27 protein-coding genes are annotated in these 26538 nt (G+C 69.5%); 17 read left to right on the forward strand and 10 right to left on the reverse strand.

Translation table 11 applies throughout. The features are described 5' to 3' along the window. Nucleotides 1-12: 12 nt before the first annotated feature. The 4 genes from ACFQ0P_RS12620 to ACFQ0P_RS12635 all read right to left on the reverse strand — a co-directional run bounded on the left by ACFQ0P_RS12620 (nucleotide 13) and on the right by ACFQ0P_RS12635 (nucleotide 4534). Nucleotides 13-1887 (reverse strand): adenylyl cyclase, encoded by a 1875-nt coding sequence (locus ACFQ0P_RS12620; protein WP_204979023.1) that lies wholly within the window; start codon nucleotides 1885-1887, stop codon nucleotides 13-15. A gap of 164 nt (nucleotides 1888-2051) precedes the next feature. Next, nucleotides 2052-2453 (reverse strand): DUF7144 family membrane protein, encoded by a 402-nt coding sequence (locus ACFQ0P_RS12625; RefSeq protein ID WP_204979024.1) that lies wholly within the window; start codon nucleotides 2451-2453, stop codon nucleotides 2052-2054. Between the two features lie 118 nt (nucleotides 2454-2571). After that, nucleotides 2572-3174, reverse strand: coding sequence for a GNAT family N-acetyltransferase (locus tag ACFQ0P_RS12630; RefSeq protein ID WP_204979025.1), 603 nt, complete (start codon nucleotides 3172-3174; stop codon nucleotides 2572-2574). Between the two features lie 34 nt (nucleotides 3175-3208). Then, nucleotides 3209-4534, reverse strand: a complete 1326-nt coding sequence (locus ACFQ0P_RS12635) for an HNH endonuclease (protein WP_204979026.1) — start codon at nucleotides 4532-4534, stop codon at nucleotides 3209-3211. 236 nt (nucleotides 4535-4770) lie between these two features. On the opposite strand from ACFQ0P_RS12635, the gene ACFQ0P_RS12640 reads away from it, so the two are divergent. The 3 genes from ACFQ0P_RS12640 to ACFQ0P_RS12650 are packed head-to-tail and all read left to right on the forward strand — an operon-like array spanning nucleotide 4771 to nucleotide 6351. Continuing rightward, complete coding sequence (locus ACFQ0P_RS12640) at nucleotides 4771-5577, forward strand: glycosyltransferase (RefSeq protein ID WP_204979027.1); 807 nt, start codon at nucleotides 4771-4773, stop codon at nucleotides 5575-5577. A gap of 55 nt (nucleotides 5578-5632) precedes the next feature. Then, nucleotides 5633-6058: an SRPBCC family protein gene (locus tag ACFQ0P_RS12645; RefSeq protein ID WP_204979028.1), complete on the forward strand. Its 426-nt coding sequence runs from the start codon at nucleotides 5633-5635 to the stop codon at nucleotides 6056-6058. Next, nucleotides 6055-6351: a DUF1905 domain-containing protein gene (locus ACFQ0P_RS12650; protein WP_204979029.1), complete on the forward strand. Its 297-nt coding sequence runs from the start codon at nucleotides 6055-6057 to the stop codon at nucleotides 6349-6351. The genes ACFQ0P_RS12645 and ACFQ0P_RS12650 overlap by 4 nt, the downstream gene beginning before the upstream one ends. Nucleotides 6352-6373: 22 nt before the next feature. Here ACFQ0P_RS12650 and ACFQ0P_RS12655 read toward each other — a convergent pair whose 3' ends face one another. Beyond that, entirely contained in the window at nucleotides 6374-7234 is an 861-nt protein-coding gene (locus ACFQ0P_RS12655) for a DUF3800 domain-containing protein (RefSeq protein WP_204979030.1), read from the reverse strand. 277 nt (nucleotides 7235-7511) lie between these two features. Here ACFQ0P_RS12655 and ACFQ0P_RS12660 point away from each other — a divergent pair, with 277 nt between their 5' ends. The 10 genes from ACFQ0P_RS12660 (at nucleotide 7512) to ACFQ0P_RS12705 (ending at nucleotide 16445) form a co-directional block, all read left to right on the forward strand. Continuing rightward, nucleotides 7512-7904 (forward strand): type II secretion system protein, encoded by a 393-nt coding sequence (locus ACFQ0P_RS12660; RefSeq protein WP_204979031.1) that lies wholly within the window; start codon nucleotides 7512-7514, stop codon nucleotides 7902-7904. Between the two features lie 202 nt (nucleotides 7905-8106). Beyond that, complete coding sequence (locus ACFQ0P_RS12665) at nucleotides 8107-8514, forward strand: prepilin-type N-terminal cleavage/methylation domain-containing protein (RefSeq protein WP_204979032.1); 408 nt, start codon at nucleotides 8107-8109, stop codon at nucleotides 8512-8514. Next, nucleotides 8511-9182 (forward strand): hypothetical protein, encoded by a 672-nt coding sequence (locus tag ACFQ0P_RS12670; protein ID WP_204979033.1) that lies wholly within the window; start codon nucleotides 8511-8513, stop codon nucleotides 9180-9182. Before ACFQ0P_RS12665 ends, ACFQ0P_RS12670 begins: the two co-directional genes overlap by 4 nt. Then, nucleotides 9173-10786 (forward strand): hypothetical protein, encoded by a 1614-nt coding sequence (locus tag ACFQ0P_RS12675; RefSeq protein WP_204979034.1) that lies wholly within the window; start codon nucleotides 9173-9175, stop codon nucleotides 10784-10786. The genes ACFQ0P_RS12670 and ACFQ0P_RS12675 overlap by 10 nt, the downstream gene beginning before the upstream one ends. After that, nucleotides 10783-11613: a prepilin peptidase gene (locus ACFQ0P_RS12680; RefSeq protein WP_204979035.1), complete on the forward strand. Its 831-nt coding sequence runs from the start codon at nucleotides 10783-10785 to the stop codon at nucleotides 11611-11613. The genes ACFQ0P_RS12675 and ACFQ0P_RS12680 overlap by 4 nt, the downstream gene beginning before the upstream one ends. Nucleotides 11614-11644: 31 nt before the next feature. Next, the gene (gene pilM, locus ACFQ0P_RS12685; RefSeq protein ID WP_204979036.1) at nucleotides 11645-12700 is read left to right on the forward strand and encodes a type IV pilus biogenesis protein PilM; all 1056 of its coding nucleotides are present in this window, start codon (nucleotides 11645-11647) and stop codon (nucleotides 12698-12700) included. Then, complete coding sequence (locus ACFQ0P_RS12690) at nucleotides 12700-13347, forward strand: hypothetical protein (protein ID WP_204979037.1); 648 nt, start codon at nucleotides 12700-12702, stop codon at nucleotides 13345-13347. The genes pilM and ACFQ0P_RS12690 overlap by 1 nt, the downstream gene beginning before the upstream one ends. Next, a complete protein-coding gene (locus tag ACFQ0P_RS12695; protein ID WP_204979038.1) occupies nucleotides 13344-14054 on the forward strand; it encodes a hypothetical protein in 711 nt (236 codons plus the stop codon). The genes ACFQ0P_RS12690 and ACFQ0P_RS12695 overlap by 4 nt, the downstream gene beginning before the upstream one ends. 1 nt (nucleotide 14055) lies before the next feature. Further along, on the forward strand, nucleotides 14056-15201 hold the full coding sequence (locus ACFQ0P_RS12700; RefSeq protein WP_204979039.1) for a type IV pilus twitching motility protein PilT: 1146 nt from the start codon (nucleotides 14056-14058) through the stop codon (nucleotides 15199-15201). Further along, nucleotides 15201-16445 (forward strand): type II secretion system F family protein, encoded by a 1245-nt coding sequence (locus ACFQ0P_RS12705; protein WP_204979040.1) that lies wholly within the window; start codon nucleotides 15201-15203, stop codon nucleotides 16443-16445. The genes ACFQ0P_RS12700 and ACFQ0P_RS12705 overlap by 1 nt, the downstream gene beginning before the upstream one ends. Before the next feature lie 57 nt (nucleotides 16446-16502). On the opposite strand, the gene ACFQ0P_RS12710 is transcribed toward ACFQ0P_RS12705, so the two are convergent. Next, the gene (locus tag ACFQ0P_RS12710; RefSeq protein WP_204979041.1) at nucleotides 16503-18170 is read right to left on the reverse strand and encodes a GspE/PulE family protein; all 1668 of its coding nucleotides are present in this window, start codon (nucleotides 18168-18170) and stop codon (nucleotides 16503-16505) included. Between the two features lie 125 nt (nucleotides 18171-18295). Between ACFQ0P_RS12710 and ACFQ0P_RS12715 the strand changes: the two genes are divergently transcribed. Continuing rightward, entirely contained in the window at nucleotides 18296-19336 is a 1041-nt protein-coding gene (locus ACFQ0P_RS12715) for a YihY/virulence factor BrkB family protein (RefSeq protein WP_204979042.1), read from the forward strand. Nucleotide 19337: 1 nt separating this feature from the next. Then, nucleotides 19338-20048: an NAD(P)H-hydrate epimerase gene (locus ACFQ0P_RS12720; protein WP_204979043.1), complete on the forward strand. Its 711-nt coding sequence runs from the start codon at nucleotides 19338-19340 to the stop codon at nucleotides 20046-20048. On the opposite strand, the gene ACFQ0P_RS12725 is transcribed toward ACFQ0P_RS12720, so the two are convergent. Together ACFQ0P_RS12725 and glgP are read right to left on the reverse strand one after the other, a co-directional pair. After that, entirely contained in the window at nucleotides 20036-20767 is a 732-nt protein-coding gene (locus ACFQ0P_RS12725; RefSeq protein ID WP_204979044.1) for a glutamine amidotransferase, read from the reverse strand. The two genes, ACFQ0P_RS12720 and ACFQ0P_RS12725, sit on opposite strands and share 13 nt — an antisense overlap. 37 nt (nucleotides 20768-20804) lie before the next feature. Beyond that, complete coding sequence (gene glgP / locus ACFQ0P_RS12730) at nucleotides 20805-23357, reverse strand: alpha-glucan family phosphorylase (RefSeq protein ID WP_204979045.1); 2553 nt, start codon at nucleotides 23355-23357, stop codon at nucleotides 20805-20807. Between the two features lie 145 nt (nucleotides 23358-23502). On the opposite strand from glgP, the gene ACFQ0P_RS12735 reads away from it, so the two are divergent. Both ACFQ0P_RS12735 and ACFQ0P_RS12740 read left to right on the forward strand, forming a co-directional pair. Further along, the gene (locus ACFQ0P_RS12735; RefSeq protein ID WP_204979046.1) at nucleotides 23503-23736 is read left to right on the forward strand and encodes a response regulator; all 234 of its coding nucleotides are present in this window, start codon (nucleotides 23503-23505) and stop codon (nucleotides 23734-23736) included. Next, nucleotides 23723-24358 (forward strand): CYTH domain-containing protein, encoded by a 636-nt coding sequence (locus ACFQ0P_RS12740; RefSeq protein WP_204979047.1) that lies wholly within the window; start codon nucleotides 23723-23725, stop codon nucleotides 24356-24358. The genes ACFQ0P_RS12735 and ACFQ0P_RS12740 overlap by 14 nt, the downstream gene beginning before the upstream one ends. 75 nt (nucleotides 24359-24433) lie before the next feature. On the opposite strand, the gene lpdA is transcribed toward ACFQ0P_RS12740, so the two are convergent. Beyond that, a complete protein-coding gene (lpdA, locus tag ACFQ0P_RS12745) occupies nucleotides 24434-25834 on the reverse strand; it encodes a dihydrolipoyl dehydrogenase (RefSeq protein WP_204979048.1) in 1401 nt (466 codons plus the stop codon). 9 nt (nucleotides 25835-25843) lie between these two features. Further along, nucleotides 25844-26536 (reverse strand): copper resistance CopC family protein, encoded by a 693-nt coding sequence (locus ACFQ0P_RS12750; protein WP_204981404.1) that lies wholly within the window; start codon nucleotides 26534-26536, stop codon nucleotides 25844-25846. Nucleotides 26537-26538 lie beyond the last annotated feature (2 nt).

A 26538-nucleotide genomic window follows, 5' to 3' on the forward strand; every position in this document is an offset into this window, starting at 1 on the left:
TCCGGTCCAGCCCTACGGGGCGGGGTAGTCCACGATGTACTGCGGAGTGCCCGTGTTGGAGTTGTCGGCCTGCCCGCCGACACCGTTCACCACGTGCTGGATCGTCCCCGCGCTGAGGTTCACCGTCATGATGTGGTGCAGCTGCACTCCCGGGCGCTCGGGGACCGAGAATCCGTTCGCGGTGATGATGGACGGGTTGTTCTGGTTGTACACGTAGACGCCCGCACCGTCGAGGCGGTGCTTCTTCACGTCGGGGGCCACGACGTAGCCCGGGTAGCCGAGCGTGCCGTCGCGCTGCGTCCAGTCCGCCTGAGTGGGCGGGTCGTAGGGCAGCTCGTTCTGGTACAGGATCACGCGGCCGTTCTCACCCTTCCAGAGAGTGTTGTAGCGCTGGAAGTGCTCGACGAAGAGGCCCGTCGCAGTCACGTTGTCGCCGTTGACGATCACCCCGTTCGTGCCCGTGTTGGTCTGCCAGCGCTGCGTGTCTCCGTTCACACCCTCGGTGAACCCCTCGACGCCGTGATCCGCGCGCCACACCCACGTGTGGTCGATGAGGACGTTGTCGGAGTTCACCTCGAGCGCCGTCGTCGCCTTGCCGATGTGCGGTCCGCCGACGCGGAAGTACACGTCGCTGAGGGTGATCGGGTCGGCGGCGCCGAGGGGCTTGCCGCCCCTCGCCTTTCCGACGCGCAGCAGCACGGGGGAGAGCTCGGAGCCGGCGTCGATCGTGACACCCGCGATGACGATGCCCGGCGCATCCTTCACCTCCATCGGAACAGCACCGCCCACGGCCGTGAGGGTCGCGTGCCCGATGCCGAGGACGACGGTGCCCGCGCGCTTGACATCGATCGTCTGGGCGATGTCGTAGACGCCCGGCGTGAGCAGCAGGTGCTGGCCGCGCGCGAGCGCGTTGTTGATGTCCTTCACGGAGTCGCCGGGCTTGGCGATGAAGAAGTCCGTGATCGGGATGCTGCGCCCCGGCGTCATTCCGTCCGCCCAGCTCACTCCGCGCGAGTCCTGCTGGACCTCGGGAACGCGGACGTTGTACTTTCCGTCGGCGTCCACGTACAGGTACGGCTTCTCCCGGCTGAGCGGGGTCTCGTCGATCGTCGTATACGGAGGGTCGGGGAATCCGGCGTCGTCCGGCGCGCCGACGACGCCCGAGAAGACCTGGTTCCATACGCCGTTCGACCAGCCGGCCACCTCGGTGTTGCGGGTCAGCCACTGCTGCTGCGAGCCGCTGACCACGTAAGGAAGCCGCGAGTCGGCGATGAACCCCCCGCTCGCGAACTGCGGACCGGCCGTGCAGTAGTCCATGAGGGAGAGATTCGCGCCAGAGATGTCGAGGCGGCGCATGGAGACGGCTTGCGACACCGCCCAGAAGTTGGCGCTGCCGCGACACCCGTCATCTCCGAGGCTGTTGATCTGGAGCGAGAGGTTGGAGATCGTGCGCCAAAAGTTGACGAGGGCGATGCAGTTGTCCGCGGTCAGGCAGCGGTTGTAGACCTCGACGGAGCCGTTGACGTCGACGTCGCCCGGCGACGAACCGAGTCCGGCGACCTCGGTGTAGTAGCCCACCTCGAACTGCAGCGGGTTGTCGGCCGTGCCGTACTGGCCGGGCTCGAACAGCACCGCCTTGCGGACCTCGCTCATCTCGGCGTCGCGCTGCTGGTCGGCGAGTGCGGCGAGATCGGCTTCGATCTCGTCGACGGGGGTCTCGGGGTCGTAGACCGTGACATTCGGGCCGAAGTCCGGGTCGAACGGGTCGACGGGGCGGGGCGGCGCAGCGTTGGCGGGGGACGCCATCAGTGCGCCCGCGATCAGCGCCACGCCGCTGACGGCGGCGGCGAGCCGAGTCACCGTGCGGTGGGGGGCGGTTTTCGTCATGCGAAGGTCCTCTCTTCGTCGAGGGATGTCGCGCGGCAGGGAGCGCCGCCTACTTACAGGACAGTAACTAATCCATGAGAGCGGTTTCAAGGGGGGTCGGGGCATCGAAACAGCGCCGCACCCCGGATGGGGTGCGGCGCTGTTTCGATGAGGTGGCGTCTGCGTCAGTCCTTGAGCTCCCGGCCGTGCACCGTGAGCGCGTAGATGATGATCACGTCGAGGGCGAGGACGGCGATCGACCACCACGGCTGCACGCCGAGGAGCGCGAGCTGACTGATGGCGTTGATCGCGACCAGGATGATCGCGATCACTCGCGCCCACGCGGCTCCGCGCAGGACGAAGATGCCCACGAGGACCAGCGCCAGCCCGATGATGAGGTGCCACCAGCCCCACCCGACGACGTTGAAGAGGAGGATGTAGGCGTCACCCGCGGCGATGAACTTCTCGGCCGGCGCGAGAATCGCGGTGAGACCGAGGAGCGCGTCGAAGGCGCCGGCGACGATGAGGACGATCCCTGCGAAGACGGCCCAGCCGGCCCAGCCCGAACGCTGTTGCGAATCCGACATGATGTTTCCTTCCGGAGGTGGGCCGCGGCGAGGTGCGACCCGGAGCGACTCCATCGTTCTGCGGTCGGAAAGACGCCGCGTCACCCCGCCGGGGTGAAGGTTCCGCCGGGGTGGAAGGTCACAGGTCGACGCGCACGACCACCCGGCGCTTCGTCGGGTGCGTGATCTCGCGGAATCCCGCGGCCGCGAACGGACCCAGCGGGCCGACGTTGAGCTCGTCCCAGATCACCTGCGATCCTCCGGTGAGGAGCGGGTAGCCCTCGACGGCCTTCGCGCCCCGGTCGCGCGCATGGTCCACCGCGGCGGCCACGAGCGGATACGTGAGCCCGCGTCCGCGGTGACCTTTGCGCACGATCATGCAGGCGATCGCCCACACGGTTTCGTCGTCCTTTTCTTCGTCGCGGCCCGCCCACGGCACGGGGGAGCCGCGGAGGCGGCCGAACACGCTCCGCCGGTCGATCGCGCACCAAGCGACGGGGACTTCCGCGTCGTACGCGACGATGCCGATCGTCTCGGTCGCGCGCGGGTCGTCGCAGTGCGTCTCGGCCCGAAGGATGGCCGCCCGCTCGCTTTCGGGCATGTGCCACCAGTCGCGGTCGCCAAGGCGCTGTCGCTGGCACTGACAGCGACCCGCCGTGCCCGTGAGGATCGCCTGAAGGTCGTCCCAGGTGGCTTCATTGGCCGGCACGACGCGCAGGTCCGGTGGGGCGGGTGCATCCATGCGCCGAGGGTAGCGCCGGGATCGGACAGTCGACTCACACCGCGAACGCGAATCGTCGCCGCCCGCCGAGCCGCGGGGTGCGGGACGGATCGACGTGGGCCGGCGGGATGAACCACACCTCCGCGTCGACTCCCGTACCGAGGATGCGGATCTCCCATCCGTTGTCGTGCACGCGATGATGACACGTCTCGCACAGCAGCACGCCGTTGGACAGGTCTGTGGACCCGGAGTCGCGAGCCCACCATCGGAGGTGGTGAACCTTCGTCATCCCCGGGGGGGGTCCGCACATCGCGCACCCGCCGTCTCGCTCCGTGAGCGCGAGCTTCTGGGCGGGGGTGAAGAGTCGCCTTCGACGCCCCCAGTCGAGGATCTCGCTGTCGCCTCCGAGCACACAGGGGATCACGGATCCCGATGCCGCCATGCGCCGGGCGGTCGCGGCCGATACCGGTTGGTCGAGCCCGTCGATGATTGCGCTTCCGCGCCCGGACTCCAGGTCGGCGAGACTCATACGCACCACCACCGTGGCGCCGCCGATCGGCGTGTCACGCTCGCAGCCCAGCAGGTGTGCGGCGATGATCGCGAGTGCGTCGGCCTGGCGTTGCGGCAGCGTCCGTCGCGGTGCGTCGGCGTCGGCGGGGTCGCCGACGGCGGCGCCGTCGGAAGCCCAGACCCGACCATGGGGGTCTGCGCCGAGGCGCCCCTCCGCGCGGAACTCCGACGTCACCATCGCCTCGATCGCCGCCTTCACTGGCGCCGCGGACTCGGGGTCGAGCGTCGCGCTGAGATGTAGCATCCCGTCACGCTCGAACATCGTGAGGCCGCGCTTCCCGCGAAGCTCCTGTTCCTGGGGCTCGAGTCCGTCAGGGTCGAGGTATGCCTCGGCGCGAGCGATGACCCGCCTCAGCAGATCGGGGCCGAGGCCCGCTGCCTGGCGCGCGAGCATCCGCTCGACGTCGTCGCAGGCTGCGGGGTTCGCACGCATTGCAACGCGATCGAGCATCTGGATGATCGCCGAGGCCGCGGCCGCGCCGATCGCGCCGGATGCCAGGGCGTCGCCGACATGCGGATGCCGCGCGGGTGTGTCGGCTCCGGTCAGGGTGCGACGCGGCGATGTCGCCTCGCCGACCGCCACCAGCCGCGCGGCGTCGCCGACGGTCGTGCCGCCGGACGCGGCGATCATCTGCGCGGCGCTGCGGTAGCCGTTCGCTTTGGCGAGACTGTCGGGACCGGCCTCGGGCCGAGAGCGACGGGCGATCTCGGCGGCAACCCCGGCGTGCACGGCCTCGACACGGCGACGGACGGCGCCGATGCCATCGTTCAGCTCGACGAGTTGGACGTTGGTCAGAGCATCCAGCGGCACCCGGCCGCCGCCTGGCGCTGCCGGCCAGGCGAGCGAGATCTCACCGAGCCCGAGGGCGAAATGCGCCGGAGGATCGTTCGAAGTTTCGATGATGTCGTGCCTTCCGTGTCGATGCGCGTCATTCGCGACGGCGGTGCGACAGGGCGGGCACTCCCTGGTGAGAACGAATGTACGACGTACCTCCGACACGAGCCAGGCTGTCTGTCGGGGAGGTCACCCGGGAGTAGGGTGTGGCTGTGTCTCTCGCGCCCCGCGTCACGGTCGTCATCCCGTGCCGCAACGACGCCGCCTTTCTTGACGCGTGCCTGGCGGCGCTCGCGGAGCAGCAGCATCCGCCCGATCGGATCGTCGTCGTCGACAACGCGAGCAGCGACGCGTCCGCCGCTGTGGCCCACCGCTACGGCGCGGACGTGGTTGAGGAACCCCGCATCGGGATCTGGCCCGCCGCCGCGCGCGGGTACGACGAAGCCCTCGCCGGCGCCGACATCATCGCGAGGCTCGACGCGGATTCCCGGCCCCACCCGGACTGGATCGCGAGACTCGTGCGCGCTTTCGTCGCCGATCCCGAGCTCGGGGTGCTCACCGGCGGATCGGAGTTCTACGGCGGCAGCGCGCTCACGAACCACCTCGGCGATCGATGGTACGTCGGCGGCGGTCACTACTGGGTGAAGAAGTGGCTGGGCATCCCTCTCGTCTTCGGCTCCAACTTCGCCATGCGGACGAGTGTCTGGGAGCGGGTCCGCGCGCGGGTCGACCGCGACAACTCCCGCATTCACGACGATCTCGATCTGACCATCCGCCTCCGTCGCGCCGACGGGGTCCGCTACGATCCGCAGTTGCGCATGCCGGTCTCGGCGCGCCCCCTCCAGACCGTCGGGGGCCTGTCGCGGCGTGTGTACAAGGTCGCCACGACGTTCGCCGCGAGCTGGCCCGAGGGTGCGGCCTGGCGACGCCGCGACGACCAGCGCTGGGTCGCGGATGCTCCGCCTGGCGGCGACTGGACTCCCGAGGCCGACGACCTCACGCCGGAGTTCGGCCGCTGAGCGACGCCGGGCGGACGACCGGCGCGTGTCGGTGTGCTCCGCTACGGTGGCGGGCATGAGGGAGATGACCGAAAGCGCGCTGGTCGCGGCATCCGTCGACGTCGTGTGGGCCGACCTGACCGACGCCACGCGTCTTGCTGAATGGTTCTGGCCGCCGCGATTCGAGACGGAGGCCATCGTCGATCGGGTCGAGCTGGGGCGATGGGAGGTCCGCTCGTCCGTCGCCGAGCTCGCTGTGATCGGCCGGGTGCTGGCGATCGATCCGCCTGAGCGACTCCGGCTCGAGTGGCGGTGGGAGGGCGAGGAGCACGCGACCGACGCCGAGTTGACTCTCGAGAGGGCAGCGGATGCCGCGACCCGCCTGACGGTCAGGCACACCGGGTTCGTGTCCGACGAAGAGCGCGCCAGTCACGTCGATGGCTGGTCGAGCTGCCTCCAGCGTCTCGTCGATCGCTACGGCGGAGTCTCCACGCGCGGATGATCGTCGAGTTCGAGGGTGATGTCTTCCGCTGGGACGCCCGCGAGGACTCGGCGTGGTTCTTCACGGCGGTGCCCCCGGAGCTGAGCGACGCGATCCGCGAGATTCCGCGCCCGCACCGCGGATTCGGCTCGGTGCGGGTGCGAGCGCGCGTGGGATCGACCCAATGGGCGACATCGATCTTCCCGTCGTCCGACGGCACGTACGTGCTCCCGCTCAAGAAGGCGGTGAGGGATGCCGAGCAGCTCGTCGAAGGCGGGATCGCCGTCGTGCGGCTCGAGGTGCTCGACGGCTGAGGGGGCCGGAAGCTGAGGGGCGCTAGAAGCTGAGTCTGCTCGACCGCGGCGGGTACATCGCGATGCCGCGTCCGAGCACCTTGCCCGACTTGTGGTGGAGCGCGAACTGGGGGAGCATCGCCTGCCACAGCCGCTCGAGCTCGGCGGGCGGCTCGCCCTCGTCGATGACCTTCGTCACGAGGAAGGACGCGATGTCGGCGAGTTGCAGGATCTCGCGGTCCCACATGCTCAGGTCGGTGTCGAGCCAGAGGGGCTTGTCGAGGACGAGGTTGTAGTTCGGGACGCGGGTCAGGTCCTTCTCGAGTTGCGCGCGGATCTCGTGGATGCCGCCGCTCTTGAACAGCGCCTCGTGCTGGGTCTGCTGGTCGGCGACGATCACCGCCGATTCGCCTGACAGCTGGTGCTCGAGGGTGAGGGCGATGTTGCGTTGGAGATAGCTGTACGCGATCCCGATGGGGTTGGTCTGATTTCCGCGCGCGATCATCTTCTGCTTGTCGACGACGTTCGTCATGATGAGCGGCCGGAAGATCGACAGGGCCAGCCCGAGCGCGTGGAGGAGCGCATCCATCGCCGGGGGCTCCGTGAGCGTTGAGTAGCCGGCGGGCGCGGAGTGCTGCTTGCGACCCCGCAGCGCCTTCGCGACGTGGAGGAGGTAGCGGCCCTTGATCTCGGTGTCCTCCCACGGCGCATCCGCGGCGGCGCCGAGGTGCTCGGCCTTCACGCGCAGCAGGTACTCGGCGAGAGAGCGGCGCGCGCTGTCACGGATCCCCACGGCCGCGAGCGTGAAGAAGCGGGCACTGCCCGCCACGAGGGCGGGCGGGTCGCTTCCGGGGACGGTGGCCAGCGAAGCGGTCCCGGTCTCGTCGACGTAGAAGATGAGCATCCCGACCAGTGTCGTCCACGATTTCACTGATGCCCGGCACCGCGAAGAGTGAGTCGCCGCTGAGCTTTCCTCAGCAAACCCTCAGGAAACTGCTTGCCGAATCTTGGGCAAATACCGTCTTGGACATCGGATGAGAAGTCCCTAATGTGAGTCGCGGGGAAGGGATACGTGCCAAGGCATGAATCCGAAGTGTGAAACCTGAGCCGGCTGGCAGACTGGGCGAAAACGCGGTCCGATCAGGGATGTTAGTACTCATCCGATCAGAAAGCTGTCCGACATGCGCACCTTCATCAAGAACTACCTCGAGGCCGAGAAGGCCCGCCGCGAGGAGAACGGCGAAGCCGGCTTCTCCCTCATCGAACTCATCGTCGTCGTCGTGATCCTCGGCATTCTCGCCGCGGTCGCGATCCCCGTCTTCCTGGGCCTTCAGGGTCAGGCGGAGCAGACCGCGCAGGACGCGGTCGCCGCCAACGCTGCGAGCCAGGCCGCTGCGGCGTACGCCCAGGACGACGCGTACGACATCACCGCCGCTGACTTCAGCAACCTCGCAGGCGGCACCGCCGCCGACCCGACCTACACGATCACTGGCACCGGCACGGGCATCGACGACTTCTGCGTCAGTGTGACGGGACCTGGTGACGCTACGTCCACGTCCGGCCCCGAGTGCTGATCGCAGCCTCGACCCGGACCCAGAACCGTCTGAGGGATTGATCCAGGTCCAGGACGCTGCGTCCCCAGCGCAGCCCTGAGTTCCTGACCCGAAGACCGAGGCGCAGCCGTCGCGTCCCCAGCGCGCAGCCTGCACCTCCACGGCCAGGGCGACCTTTCCCCAGAAGGTCGCCCTGGCCAAAACCGCATGAGGGAGGTGGAAGATGTTCCGCAATGAAGACGACGGGTTCAGCCTCGTCGAGGTCATCATGGCGATGTTCCTCCTCGCCGTGCTCGCGCTGACGGTGCTTCCGCTCATCATCGGCGCCACACAGGTCAGCGTCTCCAACCGGGACCTGGTGGCGGCGACCACCTTCGCCAACGCGCAGCTGGCTCCTATCAAGGCGGCCTTCCCGAATGATCCGGCTACGCCGACCTCCTGCGCCACGCTCCGCAGCACCTACGCGAGCACCGCGGTCCCCGACCCCGCGGGGACCGGGCTGACCGCCGACGTGACGATCGGCACCTGCCCCGCCGCCTATCCCGGGACCGTCGAGGTCACCGTCCGCGTCGTCGAAGACGGAACGACCATCGTGACCGTCCCCACCCGCATCATGGTGTCGCTCTCATGAGCATCCGGCGCGACGAGGACGGGCTCACGATGATGGAGCTCATCGTCGCCATGGTCGTCTCCGGGCTCTTCCTCGGGTTCCTCGCGGTGCTCTTCGCAAACGGCGTGCAGGCACAGGCGCAGGCCACTGAGCGCGACCTCGCCACCGGACGTGCGGGAGTCGTGAGCAACTCGATCCTCACGTCGGTGCGGGATGCCTCGGGCTTCGTCATCGTGTCGGGCAATCGCGCTCTGATCGCCGAGGTCGTGGACTCGACCGGCGCCTCGTCGTGCCGAGCGTGGCTCGTCCTCGCCCCCGGGGATGCCGAGTACCGCAGGAACGTGGGTGATGCTCCCTACCGGACGGGCGACCTCATCTACAAGGAGAGCGCCTCGACGATCCTCCTGAGCGACCGCACCGGCTGGTCGCCCCTCATCGAGCGCGGCAGCGCCGCCGGAGACGGAGTGGTCGGCTCCATGCGCGTGCGCAGCGGAACGAACGCCGACGGCACGCCGCGCTTCGTGAATGTCGACGCAGACGGCGACGGCCGCGCCGACGCGTTCGGTCGCTCGGGATCGACCCTCACCGTCGGACTCGACGTCACGCTCGGAGACGCCACCGTCGCCGTCACGAACGGCGTGACCATGCAGGCCCAGAGCAGTGGAACGGATACGACGACATGCTGGTGAAGCTCCGCCGCCGGTTGAGCGGCCACTCGGACGAGGGCTCGGCCCTCATCGCGGTCCTGGTCATCATGCTCGTGCTGAGCATCGGCGGCATGGCCCTGGCGGCCATCGTCACCAACACCTCGGGTGTGCTGTCGGATGCCCGCAGCACGACGCAGTCCCGCGCGGTGGCCGACGCGGGCCTCGCGGACGCCCTCGGTCTCGCCAAGCGCAGCGGCAGCTTCTGCGGGCTGACGCTCGAGGACGACCTCGCCGCGAGCGGCGGCGTCACTCCGGAGTACTCCGTCACTTCGACGTGCGACACGACGGCCAAGACCGTGACCTTCACGTCCATCGGACGGGCCGGCTCCGGCGAGACGACCACGCGCGCGGTGTACAACTACACGACCGGGTCGACCGGGCATGGCGCCGACATGGTGTTCTACAGTGACACGACCTTCACCAAGGAGGTCCTCACGTCGAGCGCGTCGAACGGACTGCTGTCGATCGTCATCCCGTCCGGCGGTTTCGAATGCATGGTGCATACGCCGGCAAACGTCATCGCCTCCGGCGATCTCGTGACCAAGAGCGGGTGCGTCATCGACGGTAATGCGCGCGTGGGCGGCAAGGTGACCATGAACGGCTCCGCCGACACGATCAAGGGAAACCTCACGGCCTCCTCGACGGTGAGTTCGAAACTGGAGGGACAGATCCTCGGCGACATCACCCTCGGCGGCGCTATGACGACAGGGTGGAACAACCGCACGTATCCCGGCAAGGTCAGCGTTCGCGGGAACGTCAATCTGGCGTCCAACAGCTTCGCGGGATCGCTCACCATCCCGAAGGCGAACGAGGTGGAGTACGACGGCTACCTCAAGATCAAGTCGCCGACCGCGACGAATCCGCGCGTCGCCGGCGGTCTCGTCTGGCAGGACTCCGTGCCGATCCCGACCAAGCCGACTTTCGATCCGTGGTTCGACTACTCCTACTCCGTCGCGGACTGGCGTCCCTTCAACGGCGTCACCTTCGCCGAGATCACGCTCGTGAACTCGGGAAACGGACCATGGACCTGCAACCGGTTCAAGGACAACAACCCCAGCACGTCGAACGCCGCCGGTTGGCGTGAACTCGGCGCACTCACGACACCGACGATCATCAACGCGACGGCCTGCGGGTCGCTCTCCTCCAACAACGGCTCGGTGCCCAATGTCGCCCTCGGCACGGACATCGTCTTCATCGCGAAGTCGTTCGACCTGACGCAGCTCACCTTCACGTCGAAGGCCGGGACGTCGCCGCGGGTCTGGTACATCGTCAACGACGGCGCGCCGACCGGTGCCGGCGCAGCGGTCCCGTCGTGCAACAACGGCGCAGGAAGCATCGTGAGCAACCACACGAACATGGCCGCCGTCACCGCGATGGTCTACACGCCGTGCACGATCGACATCAAGGGCAACAGCAAGTGGACAGGCGCGTTCTACGGCGGCGCATTCTCGTACGGTGGCGGGATGACCTTCGTCGGAGCGAACATCGCCCTTCCCGGTATGCCGTCCAGCGCCACCATGCCCGGAGCAGGCACCAGCACCAGCGCCGCGCTCGGCACGCTCGTCTCGCGAGGAGACCTGCCGTGACGCCGCTCGCCCCGCCCGTCCTCGCCTTCGTCCTCGTCTTCGCGGGGCTGTTCGGCCTGGTGATCGGCTCTTTCCTCAACGTCGTGATCCACCGCGTCCCGGCCCGTGTTCCTCTCACGCGCGAGAGCCGCTGCCCGTCGTGCGATCACGCGATCAAGCCATGGCAGAACGTGCCGGTGGTGGCGTGGCTGGCGCTGCGTGGGCGGTGCGCGCAGTGCGGCGAGCCGATCTCCCCCCGCTATCCGCTCGTCGAGCTCGCAACGGGACTGTCCTTCGTGGGCGTGGTGTGGTTCTTCCTGGCGACCGCCACGACCCCGATGCCCGCGACCGTCGTCGTCATCGTGGCCTACCTCTACTTCTCGGCGATCACCATCGCGCTCGCGATGATCGACCTGGACACCCACCGGCTGCCCAACGCGATCGTGCTTCCGGCATACGTCGTCTCGCTCCTGCTGCTCGCGCTCGCGTGCGTCCAGGGCGCGGACTGGTCGGCCCTGCTGCGCGCCGGGGCCGGCGGGGCGATCCTCTACGCGTTCTACTTCGTGCTCCGGCTCATCCGTCCGGGCGGCATGGGCGGCGGAGACGTGAAGCTCGCCGGGGTCATCGGCATCTACCTCGCATGGCTCGGTTGGGGGGCGCTGATCGTGGGCGCGTTCGCCGCCTTCGTGTTCGGAGGCGTCTTCGGACTGGCACTGATCGCCGCTCGACGGGCGGGGCGCAAGACCGCGATCCCGTTCGGCCCGTGGATGCTCGCGGGCGCATGGACGGGGATCTTCGCGGGCGAGGCCATCGCCCGCGGCTACATGGGACTGCTCGCCCCCGCGTGAGCGGGGGCGGGATCGAAAGGGAGGAGAGGCCATGGCGAAGACGATCGTGGGTCTGGAGATCACGGAGGAGGGTGTGCGGGCAGCCGAGGTGACCGTCGGCCGGTCGCCCTCGCTCGTCGCGTGGGGTTCCGTGCCCCTCCCGCCCGGGGCTGCCAAGGACTCGGAGATCTTCGACGTGGATGCCGTCGTGCTGGCGCTGCGACAGCTGTGGAGCCGGGCGGGCATCAAGAACCGCCGGGTCACGCTGGGCATCGGCAGCCGCCGCATCCTCGTGCGCGAGTACACGACGCAGGCGATGAAGCCGGAGCTGCTGAAGCAGGCGCTGCCGTTCCAGGTGCAGGACCTGCTCCCGGTCCCCGCCGACCAGGCCGTGCTCGACTTCTTCCCGACCGCGGCGCACGACGGCCAGGTCAGCGGGCTCCTCGTGGCAGCCGTGGCGGAGACCGTCGAGCAGCTGGTCTCCACCGTGGCGAAGGCCAAGCTCACCGTGGACGTCGTCGACCTCGCTCCGTTCGCGCTCGCCCGCGCCGTGAGCCGCGTGGCCGCGCCCGGCGAGACGGTGGCCGCACTCCATCTCGGCGACCACACCAGCTACGCCGTCGTGGTCCGCGACGGCATCCCGCAGTTCGTCCGCATCCTTCCGGTCGACATCGTGACCGAGGCGGTGCGCAACCGCGAGCTCGCGACCCTCGCCGCGGACGGCGAGTCCAGCATCCCCCTCGAAGAGGTGCTGGAGACGGTGCCGCCCTCGGATGCCGCGCCCGCGCGGCGGTCCCGCGCCGGCGGTCGCATCGCGCGGCCGGCCGGCATGTCGGAGTCGGCCCTGACGGCGCTCGCCACGAGCCTGCACAGCACCCTCGCGTTCTACGCGAGCCGCGCCGGCGAGCAGCAGGTGACCCGCGTGCTGTTGAGCGGCGCGGGTGCTGCTGCCCCCGGCGTGATGGATGCCGTGGCCTCGAGCCTTCCGCTGCCGGTCACGTTCGCCGGTGCCGCCGAGGTGATCGCGTCCAAGCGCGATCTTCCCGGCGGCGACGACGGCCTCAACCTCCTGACGACGGTCGGGCTCGCGCTCGGGGAGGCCCGCTGATGGCGGCCGCAGTCGCTCCGGCACTCGCGCTGCCTGCCGTCGCGCAGGTGAACCTCATGCCGCGCGCCGAGATCGAGCGGCGCCAGACTTCCGCGCTGCTGCGACGCTGGGTCGGGTTCCTGCTGCTCGCTCTGCTCGTGGTGGCGGTCGTCTGCGGCGGCACGGTGTGGTTGCAGTTCGGCGCTCAGCAGCGCCTCGCCAGCGAACAGGCGCGCACGCAATCCCTCCTCACCGATCTCGCTGCGCTCTCCGACGTGCGCGCGACCCTCGAGCTGGAGTCCGAGCTGACGACGTTCCGCGAGCAGGCCATGGCGACCGACCTCGAGTGGGCGGGACTTCTCAGCACGATCGAGAGCGCGCTTCCCGCGGGGGTCGCCGTCAGCGGATTCCAGCTCGCGCCGGGCGGCGTGCCCATCGGCGAGGAATCCGCGAGCGAGGTCGGCGCGGTCGGATCGGTCTTCCTGAAGAGCGCCGTGCCGCAGGACATCGTCGCACTGGTCCGCACGCTGCGCCCCGTCGAGGGGGTCCTCGTCGCCGAGGCGTGGAAGATCACGCCCGACCCCGAGGGCGGCTTCACGTACGAGATCCGTGTCGCGTTCGATCAGTCGGTCTACACCGGCGCCTACCGCGAGGAGAGCGGCGAATGAACGTCCCCAGGCAGTTCGTCAACCTCATCGGAGCGGTCGTCGTCGTGGCGATCCTCGCGCTGGGGATCACGCTCATCGCGGTGCCGCTGTACAGCGACTCGCAGACGATCGACGCCTCGCGCCGTGAGGTCGCGCAGACGAACGACATCTACGCGGTGCAGGTCGCCCAGCTCTCCTCGGCCAACGAGCGGATCGACGAGATCAACGCCGACGTCGCGACGCTGCGCGCGCAGATCACGCCGATCCTCGCCCTGGACGACATCATCGAGATCGTCCTGCGGTCGGCGGAGGCCAACGGCGCGGCGATCGAGAGCGTGACGGTCGCGGACATCGAGGCCTTCGCGCCGCGCCCCGGCGCCGCCGCCGAGGATGCGACCGCCCGAGCGACGGCATCCGATCCCACCGCGCCCACGGAAGAGGACCAGACGGCCGTCGACGAGTCAGCCGCCGAGACGGATGCCGCGGCCGCCGACGACACGACCGACGCCGCCGCCGCCGAAACTGCCGAGACGCCGCCCGCCGAAGCGGAGTCGCCGCAGAGCCAGGTCCCCCTCACGATCGAGGTGACGGTCGAGTCGGCGGCACGCGCCGCCGCCTTCATGGACGCTCTCGGACAGGGGCCGAGGCTCATCGTGCCCACCAGCGCCAAGCTCGACGCGGGACGACTCATCATCACCGCCTACGCCCTCATGCGAACGGGAGACTGACATGACCGACCCCGCGACCTCTCTCGCGCACATGCTGGCCGCCGCCGGCCGTGCCGGAGCATCCGACGTCCATCTCACCGCCAACCACCCGCCACTCATGCGGGTGGACGGCGATCTGGTCGAGATCGCCGGCTTCACAGACCCGACCAGCACCAACTGGCTCGAGCACGCGCTCGCCTCGCTCATGACGTCCGATCAGGTCGCGGAGTTCCGCAAGCACGGCGAAGTGGACCTGTCGTACTCGGTGCCGAACGTCGCCCGATTCCGCGTGAACGTCTTCCGTCAGCTCGGAGACGTGGCCGTCGCGATGCGATTCATTCCCGACAAGGCATTCACCCTCGACCAGCTGGGTGTTCCCGCCGTCGCGCGCGATCTCGTGCTCAAGCCGCGCGGGCTCGTCCTGGTGACCGGGCCGACCGGCTCCGGCAAGTCGACGACGCTCAGCGCCATGATCGACATCGTCAACCGCACGCTGCCGGCGCACATCGTCACCGTCGAGGACCCGGTCGAGTTCCAGCACACCAGCCGCAAGTCGCTCATCCACCAGCGCGAGATCGGCAGCGACACGGCCTCCTTCGCGGAGGCGCTGCGTCGCGTGCTCCGTCAGGACCCCGACGTGATCCTCATCGGCGAGCTCCGGGACCCGGCATCCATCTCCACCGCGCTGTCCGCGGCCGAGACCGGCCACCTCGTCCTCTCCACGCTCCACACCCAGAGCGCGGCCAAGTCGATCAACCGCATCGTCGACGCCTTCCCGCCCGACCAGCAGACGCAGGTGCGCACGCAGCTCGGCGACACGCTCCAGGGCATCATCAGCCAGACCCTGCTGCCCATGGCGCAGAGCGACGGACGCGTGATCGCCACCGAGGTCCTCATCAACACCCCCGCCATCGCCAATCTCATCCGGGAGGGCCAGGTCAGCCAGATCTACTCGATGCTCCAGGCCGGCGGCGGCCTCGGGATGCACACGCTCGATCAGGACCTGCGTCGCCACGTGGAGGCGGGAAGCATCGCGATGTCGGTCGCGAAGGCGTACGCGATGGACCCGTCGTCCCTCGACGACGCCCGCGTGCGTCCGCGGGACCTCGATGCGGAGGCCTGGTCGCTGCATTCGTCCGAGCGTCTCGAGGCGGGCTGGGGGCACTGATGGCACTGCTCGAGGAGTACACATACCGCGCCGTCGACACGAGCGGCGGGGCGATCGTCAAAGGCACGCTCGAGGCCGCGGGGGAGAACGCGGTCGCCTCGAAGCTGCGCGCGCAGGGTCTCACCCCGCTCGAGGTGAGCCTGACGTCCAAGACGGGGCTCAACCGGGACATCTCGATCCCCGGCTTCGAGAAGCGCGTCAAGATCGGCGCGCTCGCGGTCTTCGCAAAGCAGATGGCGGGCCTCATCAACGCCGGGCTGCCGCTGATGAGGACGCTGTCGATCCTCATCGAGCAGTCGGAGGACAAGAAGCTGCAGAGCGCCCTCATCGGCGTGCACGCCTCGATCGAGTCGGGCATGTCGTTCTCGCAGGCCCTCGCCCTGCACCCCGACGTCTTCCCGCCGCTCATGATCAGCATGGTGCGCGTCGGCGAGATGGGCGGCTTCCTCGGCCAGTCGCTGTCGACGATCGCCGACACGTACCAGGGTGAAGCCGAGCTGCAGGGCAAGATCAAGTCGGCCACCACCTATCCGATCATCGTGTTCGTCATCGCGATCCTCGGTGTGATCGCGATGGTCACGTTCGTCGTCCCGATCTTCGAGGGGATGTTCAAGAACCTCGGCTCGGAGCTCCCGATCCCCACGCAGATCCTCGTCACCCTGTCGAACAACATGGTGTGGCTGCTCCCGGTCGGCATCGTGCTCGCCATCGTGGGCTGGCTCTGGTGGATGCGCAACCGCCGCGAGGAGAAGGTGCGCAAGGTCGTCGACCCCTGGAAGCTCAAGCTCCCCGTCTTCGGTCCGCTCGCCACGAAGATCGCCGTCGCCCGCTTCACGCGGAGCCTCTCGATGATGCTCGACGCCGGCGTCCCGCTCGTGCAGGCCCTGTCGATCGTCGGCTCGGCGTCGAACAACTGGAAGATCGAGCAGGCCGTGCGCGACATCCAGGAGTCGGTGAAGCAGGGACGATCGTTCTCCGCGCCCCTCGCGAAGGCCGAGGTCTTTCCGCCGATGGTCGCGCAGATGATCGCGGTCGGAGAGGAGTCCGGCACGCTGGCCGACATGCTCGCGAGCATCGCCGACTTCTACGAGAACGAGGTCGAGACGGCCACCGACCAGCTCACCGCCTCGATCGAGCCCATCCTCATCGTCGGCATCGGCATCATCATCGGCGGCATGGTCATCTCGCTCTACATGCCGATCTTCTCGATCTACGGCGAACTGGGTCAGCAGGGCGCCGGCTGAGCCTCCGGACACGCGGCTCGGGGGCTCGCTGCGCCTGGTGCGAGCACCCGGGCCGCGTCAAACTGCGACGCGCAGCACCTCTTCGATCGTCGTGATGCCCTGGGCGACCTTGGAGAATCCGTCGTCCCGCAGCGAGACCATGCCCTCCTCGAGGGCGAGCTGACGCATCGCCGTGCCCGTCGCGCGTCCGACGGCCAGGTGCTCCAGACCCTCGCTGAGGGTCATCACCTCGTGCAGCGCCACGCGGCCGCGGAACCCCGTTCCCGAGCACGCGGAGCACCCCGCCGCGCGGTACAGCTGCGGGAGGTCGTGAGGGTCGTGGGGGAAAGCGACCGAGGCGAGCATGTCCGCGTTCTCGACGTACGGCTCCCGGCACTTCGTGCAGAGCCGCCGTGCGAGCCGCTGCGCGACCACGGCCGACAGCGCCGTCCCGACCAGGTACGGCTCGCAGCCGATCTCGATGAGGCGCGTGAGCGCACTGGGTGCGTCGTTGGTGTGGAGGGTCGAGAGGACCAGGTGGCCGGTGAGGGCGGCCTCGATCGAGATGGTGGCGGTCTCCTGATCACGGATCTCGCCCACCAGCACCACGTCGGGGTCGGACCGGAGGATCGACCGCAGCGCCGCCTGGAACGTCATCCCGGCGCGCTGGTTGACCTGCACCTGGTTGATCCCGGCGATGCGGTACTCGACGGGGTCCTCGACCGTGATCACGTTGATGCGGGAGTTGGCGACCGTGTTGAGCGCGGTGTACAGCGTCGTGGATTTGCCCGAGCCCGTCGGTCCGGTGACGAGCACCATACCGTGCGGCCGGGTGATCGCGGTGCGGAAGCGCTGCTCGTTGATCGCCGAGAACCGGAGGTCCGCCATCTCGAGCGCCGTGCCCGAGTTGTCCAGGATGCGCATGACGATCTTCTCGCCCCACACCGTCGGCAGCGTCGCCAGGCGCAGATCCACCTGTCGCCCGTCGTGCAGCACGGAGAGACGGCCGTCCTGCGGCTTGCGGCGCTCGGCGATGTCGATGGAGGCCATGATCTTCAACCGCGAGATCACGCCGTCCTGGATCGAGCGGTCGGCCTTCTGCATCTCGTGGAGCACGCCGTCGATGCGGTAGCGCACGGTGAGCTGGCGCTCGCCGGGCTCGATGTGGATGTCGCTCGCCCGGTCGTTGATGGCCTGGGTGATGAGGAGATTGACGAACCGCACGATGGGCGCGTCGTCGACCTGCTCCTCGAGGATCTCCGTCGTGCCGACGCCGTCCGCGGCGGCGATCTCGCCGATCTGCTCGGACAGATCGCTGAGCTCCTCGTCCGAGCGGAGGAGGCGGCTGAAAGCGGCGGCGAGCGCATCGGCGGCGACGACCACCGGACGGATGTTGAGGTCGGTGGCGGTGGCGACGTCATCCAGCGCGATGAGATCGGAGGGATCCAGCATCCCGACCGTCAGCTGACGCCGACCGCGGGCGATGGGGATGAGGTGGTAGCGCCGGCACAGCGTGGGCGACACGGTCGCGACGACCTCGGGATCGAGCACCGCTGCGCCGAGGTCGACGAAGCGATACCCGGTGTGCGCGGCGATCGCCTCGGCGATCTGCGTCTCGGTGGCCAGCTGCGCCGAGACCAGACGCTGCCGGAGCTCGGAGTCGTCGGAGATGTCGACGAGGATGGCGGAGATCTCATCGGCGTCCACCACTCCGGTGGTCACCAGAGTCTGCGCCAGGCCATTCATTGCGCACTCCTCCCCTCCATCGCTCCCACGATGTCCCCGACGCCATGATATTGCGCCCCATACGAAGAAGGGAATGCCTCGTCAACCCCGGCTTCTCGGCGCCTGCGCGCCGATAGCCTGACGCAATGGACGCCACCCAGCCCTCGAGTCGTTCGCTCGTCGAGAAGGTGACCGCGTGGGCGCTGTCGCTCAAACCGGTCCGGGTCTGGTTCCACTACGTCGAGCGCCGCGGGCCGATGCTGTCGGACAGCGTCACCTACCGGGCGCTGTTCTCGGTCTTCGCAGCGGTCCTGCTGGGGTTCTCGTTCGCCGCGCTCTGGCTGAGCGGCAATCCGCAGGCGTGGGACGCGCTCGTCGAGGCGGTGGATGCCGCCATCCCGGGCCTGCTCCAGGTCGACGGGTCCGACGGGCTCATCGACGTGACCACCATCACCGCTCCCGAGGCTCTGACCATCACGGGAATCCTCTCCCTCCTGGGTCTGGTCGGCGCCGCGATCGGCGCGATCGGCTCGCTGCGGGCGGCGCTGCGCACCCTGGCCGACGACATCCACGACGACGCCTTCTTCCTCTGGGTGATCCTGCGCAACCTGCTGCTCGCGGTGGCGATCGGCGGCGGCTTCGTGCTGTCGGCGGCAGTCACCGTCTACGGGTCGACCTTCATCGAGACGCTGGGGGACTGGTTCGATGCCGGCAGCGCGGTCGCCGACTTCGCGACGCAGGCGCTCGCGATCGTCGTCGTGTTCGTGCTCGACGCCGGACTGATCGCCCTGGCCTTCGTCGTCCTCAGCGGGGTGAAAGCACGTCCCGGCCGGGTCATCACCGGTGCGCTCATCGGCGGCGCCGGGCTGATCGTGCTGCAGCAGTTGTCCGGCCTCTTCGTCCGAGGAGCGGGCTCCAACCCCCTGCTCGCGTCGTTCGCCGCTCTCATCGCCCTGCTCCTGTGGTTCAACCTGTCGGCGCAGGTCATCCTGCTCGCCTCGACGTGGATCATCGTCGGCGTCGCGGAGGACACGGACCGCGTGCGGGAGAAGTACGGCACCCCGACCTTCGAGGCGCGGCGCGTCAAGCGTGCCGAGGACGCGGTGCGCGTGGCTACCCGGGAACTCGCCGCCGCTCAGACGGCCGCGGCGAAGGCTCGCACGCCGGACGACCCGAAGGACGAGTGACATGGTCCGCACGGTGCCGACGTATTCGGCGGCGCAGGTGCGGGCGGCCGAAGCGCCGCTCCTCACGGCCGGTGTCCCCCTCATGCGGCGGGCAGCGGCAGCCCTCGCCGAGATCACGCGAGAGCAGCTGGCGGATGCCGCGACCGCACGCATCCTCGTCCTCGCCGGAGGCGGCGACAACGGCGGCGACGCGCTCTACGCGGCAGCCGACCTCGCCGGGGCGGCGACGGTGGACGTGCTCCCCGTCGGAAGGAGAGTGCACGAGGCCGCGCTTGCCGCCGCGCTCGGGGCCGGCGCGCGGCGCATCGGTCCCGACGAGGCCGAGGCCGCGGCATCCGCATCGTCCGTCCTGATCGACGGGATCCTCGGCATCGGGGCCGCGAGTGATCCCGCACTGCGCGGGCTCGCGCGCGACGTCGTCGAGCGCCTGCTGCCCGTCGTGCGCGAGCGGGGGCCGCGCGTCATCGCCGTCGACGTGCCCAGTGGACTCCACCCGGACACGGGCGACGCCGACGAGGTCGTCCTCCCGGCGACGACGACGGTGACCTTCGGCGCGGTGAAGGCAGGGCTCCTCGCCGGTCGCGGACCCGAGCTCGCGGGCGACATCGTGCTGGTCGACATCGGGCTCGGTCCGACACTGAGCGGGGTGACGCCGGTCGGGGAGGGCGTAGTCTCGCGCCTCGTGCGGGCGCCCGGCCCTCACACCCCGTAGCGCTCGACGAACGTCCGCAGCATCCGGCTCGGGTGGGACACCGGCGCGCGCCGCACGGCCGCCAGAGTCGTGTCGAGCTCGTGCGGAGCGAAGTACCCGTAGCCGGCGTACGCGTGGATGCGGGTCACGATGCCGTCGAGGTCGAGCTCCGGGTGGAACTGCGTCGCATAGACGTTCGTGCCGACGCGGAACATCTGCACGGGGCACGCAGGTGACGAGGCGAGGAGCGTCGCCGATGCCGGCAGCGCCGTGATGGCCTCCTTGTGGCCGACGAACGCCTCGAACCGCGACGGGAACCCTGCGAGGAGGGGATCGGATGCCCCGGCCCCGGTGAGCGTCACCGGCACCACGCTGATCGGCTCGGTGTACGTCCGGTCGATGACGGCGCCCTGGTGGACCCCCAGGGTTCCGACGCCGTAACAGGCGCCGAGGAAAGGGAAGTCGCGCGCCACCACGTCGTCCAGCAGTCGTCGGAACTCGGCCTCCACCCGGTGCTGCACGGCCGACTTGGCGTGCTCGGGATCGGACGCGTTGAAGGGTCCGCCGCCGACGAAGATCCCGGAGTAGTCGTCGAGGTCGAAGTGCGGCATCGGCCCCGCCTCCAGTCGCACACGCACGAGCTCGCGCTCGTCGAGGCCGGTGTAGCGCAGGAACAGCGCGTACTCCTCGTCGGCGGGCACGTCCTCGGCGCGTGTGGCGAGGAGGAGGAACGGCTTCACGTGGGGGGATCTCGGTTCGGGTGGCGCGGTGCCGCGCTCAGGACGGGGACGTGACGAGCCCGAGTTCGACGGGGGAGACGAGCTGCGGGTGGGCCGGCACGACCCGCACGGTGTACCCGAACGTTCCGGTCACCGCGAGCGGAAGGGTGCCCGTGAAGGTCGTGACGCCGTCGACCGGGGCCGCCGCGGGCTGCAGTCGCTGGACGGAGTGGTCGCGCGCGAGCGTGTCGTCCTCGTCGGTGCGGCCGTATGCGAGCTCCACCGCGACGTCGTCGGGGGAGAGGCCGTCCAGCCGCACCGCGGCGGTCACCTCGAGGCTGTCGCCTGCCTGAGCCTGCGCGGGGATGCCGGACGAGTCGACGCTCGCGATCGAGACGTGCGGCCACGCGTCGGTCACGCGCGCGACGAATGCCGCGAGAGCCTTCGCGCCCGCGAACCCGTCGCGGCGCAGCGCGACATCGTGTGCCGCCGCGGGAACGTACAGCCGCTGCACGTAGTCGCGCACCATGCGGTCGCTCGTCGCCTTCTGCCCGAGGTCGGTCATCGTATGCCGCACCATGTCGAGCCACGCCACGGGGACCCCGCCCTCGCGCTCGTAGAAGCGCGGCACCAGCTGGTGCTCGATCAGGTCGTAGAGCGCGGACGCCTCGGCGTCGTCGCGCTCCTCGTCGCTCGTGGCGGTGTCGGCTGTCGGGATCGCCCAGCCGTTGCGGCCGTCGTACCACTCGTCCCACCAGCCGTCGAGGATCGAGAGGTTCAGCGCACCGTTGAGCGCCGCCTTCATCCCGCTGGTGCCGCACGCCTCCAGGGGACGCAGCGGGTTGTTGAGCCACACGTCGCAGCCCGGGTAGAGGTCCTTGGCGAGGCCGATGTCGTAGTCGGGGAGGAACACGATCCGCCCACGCACCTTCGGGTCGCGACTGAAGCGCACCAGCTGCTGGATCAGGATCTTGCCGGAGTCGTCGGCGGGGTGCGACTTGCCGCCGATCACGATCTGCACGGGGCGCTCCGGGTCGGTGAGGAGGGCGGTGAGCCGCTCGGGGTCGCGCAGCATCAGCGTGAGGCGCTTGTAGGTGGGCACGCGCCGGGCGAAGCCGATCGTGAGCACCTCGGGGTCGAGCAGGTCGTCGATCCACGCCGGCGCGTGTCCGTTGGAGAGGGATGCCGCGACCCTCCGCCGCGCCTCCGAGACCAGGGCCGCCTTCATCTGCTGACGGACTCCCCACAGCTCGGCGTCGCTCACGGCGCTGCGGTCGTTCCAGTCGTGGGTGTCGGTGTGCGCATCGCCCCATGCCTGCTCGCTGAGGGCTTTGAGGGCGGGATGGACCCAGGTCGGCGCGTGCACTCCGTTGGTGATCGAGGTGATCGGCACTTCGTCGACGTCGACGCCGGGCCACAGCATCCCGAACATGCCGCGGCTGACCTCGCCGTGCAGCACCGAGACGCCGTTGGCGTGCTGGCCGAGGTGGAGGCCCAGGACGGCCATGTTGAAGACGCCCGGGTCGCCGCCGCTCCACGACTCGAGCCCGAGGGCGATCGCGCGGCCGGCGTCCAGCCCCTCGAACAGGCCGCTCGCGAGATAGTCGGCGATCAGGTCGCGCGGGAAGCGGTCGATGCCGGCGGGCACCGGCGTATGGGTCGTGAAGACGGTGCCGGCCCGGACCTGTGCGAGCGCGTCGTCGAATCCGAGCCCGTCCTGCGTGATGAGCTCGGACATGCGCTCGAGCCCCTGGAACCCGGCGTGGCCTTCGTTCGTGTGGTAGACATCCGGCGCAGGGCGCGCGGTGAGCGCGCACCACGCGCGCACCGCGCGGACGCCGCCGACGCCGAGCAGGAGCTCCTGGAGCAGGCGGTGCTCGCCTCCGCCGCCGTAGAGGCGGTCGGTCACGCGTCGCATCTCGTCGGAGTTCGACGGCGTCTCGGAGTCGAGGAGGAGGAGCGGGACGCGCCCGATGTCGGCGACCCACACACGCGCATGGAGGACGCGGTCGCCCGGAAGATCGAGGGAGATCTCGACCGGGGAGCCCTCACCGTCGCGGAGCAGCGTGAGTCCGAGGCCGTAGGGGTCGAGGAGAGGGTAGCTCTCGCGCTGCCAGCCGTCGTCGCCGATGGACTGGCGGAAGTACCCCGCGCGGTAGAACAGGCCGACCCCCGTGAGCGGGACACCCAGATCGGACGCGCTCTTGAGGTGATCGCCGGCGAGGATGCCGAGTCCGCCCGAGTACTGCGGGAGTGAGCCGTCGACACCGAACTCGGGGGAGAAGTATGCGATGTGGGCCGGCTTGTCGCCCTCGAGCCGCTGGAACCAGCGGTCGCCCTCGAGGTAGGCGGTGAGGCGCTCGTCCTCCTCGCGGACGCGCTGCACGAATCCCTCGTCGTGCGCGAGCTCGTCGAGGCGATCCTGACCGAGAGCGCCGAGCATGCGTGCGGGGTTCTGGCCGATGTGCTCCCAGAGTGCCGGGTCCATCGAGGCGAAGAGGGCGTGGGTCGCACGGCTCCATGACCAGCGCCAGTTGGCGGCGAGCCGGTCGAGCGGGGCGAGGGCCTCGGCGAGGACGGGGCGGACGGTGAACGTTCGGATGGCCTTCACGCGTGAGATTCTAGGGGCTCCGGATGAAAACGCTTGCACGGGTGTGGATGACGTCATCCGGACAGCGACGTCGCCTCGCGGGCCCCCGGACACACGGTCCTCGCCGATCCGGGCGGTCGTCCGAGGGCGGGGCTACGCTGGGGACATGGCCATCGCACGACTCCACGGAGGCCCGCTCGACGGGCAGCTCATCCCTCTCGAAGACCCCGAGCTCGACCGGCTCATCGTCCCCTACAGCGAGACCCAGGTCGTCTACGAGCGCAAGGGCTCGCTCGAGAACACCGGCGAGGGCGACGGCCCGACCGAAGCCGAGTTCTGGTTCATCGAGGCGCAGGACGACATCGACCCGTACAGCGATTCACCCAGTGACCGACGCTGACCGCCAGCCGGTCCGCTCCGTCGAGATCGAGCGGAAGTTCGACGTCGACTCCGGCACGCCCGTGCCGGACTGGTCCGGACTCCCCGGGGTCGTGACGGTGAGCGCGGGAGAGTCCCGATCGCTCGACGCGACCTACCTGGACACCGCGGACCGCGCACTCGCCCGCCACGGCTACGCGCTGCGGCGCCGCACCGGCGGCCCGGACGCCGGCTGGCACATCAAGGGTCCGCGCGGCGCCGACGGCGGTCGCGTCGAGCTCCAGTGGCCGCTCGGGGATCCCGACTCGGTCCCCGCGGCCGCACGGGCCGAGCTCGCGGGGGTCGTCGCCGATGCGGCCCTCGAGCCTCTCGCCCGCATCCGCAACGAGCGCACGGCCTACGCCCTGCTCTCGGCCGGCGGCGGGGTGGTGGCCGAGTTCGCCGACGACCACGTCACGACCCGCGACGAGCGGTCCGGCATCGACCGCGAGTGGCACGAGTGGGAGGTCGAGCTCGGCCCCGCAGCCCCCACCGACCCCGCGTGGCGCGAGGCGTTCTTCACCGCGGTCGAGTCGGCCGCGGTCGCCGCCGGCGGACGGCCCGCGGCATCCGACTCCAAGCTCGCCCGTGCACTCGGACACTGATCCGCACACGCACCCGTACGCGAAGGAGCCCCGGATCGGATGGATCCGGGGCTCCTTCGTCGGCTGCGGTGCGGACTACAGGTTGATCATGTGTCCGGCGAGGCCGTGGAAGGCCTCCTGGACCGCCTCCGACAGCGTCGGGTGCGTGTGGACGTTCCGCGCAGCCTCGAGGGCGGTGAGGTCCCACTTCTGCGCGAGGGTCAGCTCGGGCAGAAGCTCGGAGACGTCCGGGCCGACCATGTGGCCGCCCAGGAGCTCGAGGTGCTCGCCGTCGGCGATCAGCTTGACGAAGCCGATGGCCTCGCCGAGCCCGTTGGCCTTGCCGTTGGCGGAGAACGGGAACTTCGCGACCTTCACGTCGTAACCGGCGTCGCGCGCCTGCTGCTCGGTGAGGCCGAACGAGGCGACCTGCGGCGAGCAGAACGTCGCGCGCGGCATCATCCGGTAGTCGCCGAGCGTCATGGTCTCGGCCTTGCCGATCGTCTCGGCCGCGACGACACCCTGGGCCTCGGCGACGTGGGCGAGCTGGAGCTTGGCGGTGACGTCGCCGATCGCGTAGATATGCGGCACATTGGTGCGCATGTGGTCGTCGATGTCGATGGCTCCGCGGTCGGTGAGCTTCACGCCGGTCGTCTCCAGGCCGAAGCCCTCGACGTTCGCGGCGAAGCCGATCGACATCATCACCTTGTCGGCGTCGATCGACTGCGTCTCGCCGCCGGAGGCAGGCGTGTAGGTGACGGTGACCCGGTCGCCGTGGTCGGTGACCGTCTCGACCTTCGTCGAGGTGAGGATGTCGACCCCGTAGCCCTTGTACTGCTTGGCGATCTCCTTCGACACGTCGGCGTCCTCGTTGGGAAGCGCGCGGTCGAGGAACTCGATGATGGTGACCTTGACGCCGTAGTTCGCCATGACGAAAGCGAACTCCATGCCGATCGCACCGGCGCCGACGATGACGATCGAGCCGGGCAGATCGCGAGCGAGGATCTGCTCTTCGTACGTCACGACGTTCTCGCTGAGCGTCACACCCGGCAGCAGGCGCACCTTGGAGCCGGTGGAGATGATCGCGTTGTCGAACGTGAGGTCTTCGGTGGAGCCGTCGGCCTTGGTCACCGTGATGGCGTTCGGGCCGGTGAACGACCCGCGACCCTCGTACTCGGTGACCTTGTTCTTCTTCATGAGGTAGTGGATGCCCTTGACGTGGGTGTCGGCTACCTTGCGGCTGCGGTCCCACGCCACTCCGAAGTCGAAGTGCACGTCGCCCGAGATGCCGAACAGCTCCGCCTTGTGGTGGAACTGGTGGGCCAGGTCGGCGTTCTTCAGGAGAGCCTTCGAGGGGATGCAGCCCACGTTCAGGCACACACCGCCCCAGTACTTCTCTTCGATGATCGCGACCGAGAGGCCCAGCTGTGCGCTGCGGACGGCCGCGACGTACCCGCCGGGGCCGGCGCCGAGGATGACGACGTCGTAGTGAGGCATGCTCCCAGCCTAGTGCGCGGCGGGAGGCTCGGAACCGGACCCCTCGGCTCCTCCCAGAGCCCGCTCGCGCGCCGCCGTGAGCTCACGCTCCCGTCGGGCGCGGGAGACGAGGAGGTAGAGCACCGCCCCGCCCAGGCCGGCCAGCAGGATCCCGCCGACCACCCACGGCCACGCCTCGGCGAACGTGCTGTCATCGCCGGACGGCACGGGGGTGGCCGAGGGCGACGTGGTCGCGGACGGCGTCGGCTCCGGCGTGGTCGTCTGCGTCGGCTCCGGAGTCGTGGTCTGCGTGGGGGAGGGCCCGCTCGCCACGGTGAACTCGAACTCGCCCGAGATGGGGTGCCCGTCGCTGGAGACGACCTTCCACAGCACCGTGAGGGCGCCGGATGCCTCGCCCGCGAGCGGCTGCGTCAGCACGTTGTCCTGCGCGGTCGGCGTCCCGTCCGCGAGCTCGGTGCCCGAGGCATCCGTCACCGACACCTCGGATGCGCCGTCGTCGGCCGCGATGATCCCGCTGAAGGTCAGGGAGATCTCGGCCGGAAGGGTGTCGACCGTCTCGTCGGCCGCGGGGTCGCTGCCGAGGAGTTCGTCGTGCGCGTGCGCCGGCGACGCGGGGAGGAGGAAGGCGGCCGCCGCGAGGAGGAGCGCGCCGACGAGCGCCATCGAGCGGATTCCGGGACGTGTGTGAATTCCTTGTGACATCA

The organism is Microbacterium insulae, from assembly GCF_042677065.1.
Lineage (GTDB): Bacteria > Actinomycetota > Actinomycetes > Actinomycetales > Microbacteriaceae > Microbacterium > Microbacterium insulae.

Excerpts from the sequence above, each read along its gene's own strand:
- ACFQ0P_RS12620 (WP_204979023.1), bottom strand. The coding sequence starts at position 1,887 with ATGACGAAAACCGCCCCCCACCGCACGGTGACTCGGCTCGCCGCCGCC.
- ACFQ0P_RS12625 (WP_204979024.1), bottom strand. The coding sequence starts at position 2,453 with ATGTCGGATTCGCAACAGCGTTCGGGCTGGGCCGGCTGGGCCGTCTTC.
- ACFQ0P_RS12630 (WP_204979025.1), bottom strand. The coding sequence starts at position 3,174 with ATGGATGCACCCGCCCCACCGGACCTGCGCGTCGTGCCGGCCAATGAA.
- ACFQ0P_RS12645 (WP_204979028.1), top strand. The coding sequence starts at position 5,633 with ATGAGGGAGATGACCGAAAGCGCGCTGGTCGCGGCATCCGTCGACGTC.
- ACFQ0P_RS12650 (WP_204979029.1), top strand. The coding sequence starts at position 6,055 with ATGATCGTCGAGTTCGAGGGTGATGTCTTCCGCTGGGACGCCCGCGAG.
- ACFQ0P_RS12655 (WP_204979030.1), bottom strand. The coding sequence starts at position 7,234 with ATGCTCATCTTCTACGTCGACGAGACCGGGACCGCTTCGCTGGCCACC.
- ACFQ0P_RS12660 (WP_204979031.1), top strand. The coding sequence starts at position 7,512 with ATGCGCACCTTCATCAAGAACTACCTCGAGGCCGAGAAGGCCCGCCGC.
- ACFQ0P_RS12665 (WP_204979032.1), top strand. The coding sequence starts at position 8,107 with ATGTTCCGCAATGAAGACGACGGGTTCAGCCTCGTCGAGGTCATCATG.
- ACFQ0P_RS12670 (WP_204979033.1), top strand. The coding sequence starts at position 8,511 with ATGAGCATCCGGCGCGACGAGGACGGGCTCACGATGATGGAGCTCATC.
- ACFQ0P_RS12675 (WP_204979034.1), top strand. The coding sequence starts at position 9,173 with ATGCTGGTGAAGCTCCGCCGCCGGTTGAGCGGCCACTCGGACGAGGGC.
- pilM (WP_204979036.1), top strand. The coding sequence starts at position 11,645 with ATGGCGAAGACGATCGTGGGTCTGGAGATCACGGAGGAGGGTGTGCGG.
- ACFQ0P_RS12690 (WP_204979037.1), top strand. The coding sequence starts at position 12,700 with ATGGCGGCCGCAGTCGCTCCGGCACTCGCGCTGCCTGCCGTCGCGCAG.
- ACFQ0P_RS12695 (WP_204979038.1), top strand. The coding sequence starts at position 13,344 with ATGAACGTCCCCAGGCAGTTCGTCAACCTCATCGGAGCGGTCGTCGTC.
- ACFQ0P_RS12700 (WP_204979039.1), top strand. The coding sequence starts at position 14,056 with ATGACCGACCCCGCGACCTCTCTCGCGCACATGCTGGCCGCCGCCGGC.
- ACFQ0P_RS12705 (WP_204979040.1), top strand. The coding sequence starts at position 15,201 with ATGGCACTGCTCGAGGAGTACACATACCGCGCCGTCGACACGAGCGGC.
- ACFQ0P_RS12710 (WP_204979041.1), bottom strand. The coding sequence starts at position 18,170 with ATGAATGGCCTGGCGCAGACTCTGGTGACCACCGGAGTGGTGGACGCC.
- ACFQ0P_RS12715 (WP_204979042.1), top strand. The coding sequence starts at position 18,296 with ATGGACGCCACCCAGCCCTCGAGTCGTTCGCTCGTCGAGAAGGTGACC.
- ACFQ0P_RS12720 (WP_204979043.1), top strand. The coding sequence starts at position 19,338 with ATGGTCCGCACGGTGCCGACGTATTCGGCGGCGCAGGTGCGGGCGGCC.
- ACFQ0P_RS12735 (WP_204979046.1), top strand. The coding sequence starts at position 23,503 with ATGGCCATCGCACGACTCCACGGAGGCCCGCTCGACGGGCAGCTCATC.
- lpdA (WP_204979048.1), bottom strand. The coding sequence starts at position 25,834 with ATGCCTCACTACGACGTCGTCATCCTCGGCGCCGGCCCCGGCGGGTAC.
- ACFQ0P_RS12750 (WP_204981404.1), bottom strand. The coding sequence starts at position 26,536 with ATGTCACAAGGAATTCACACACGTCCCGGAATCCGCTCGATGGCGCTC.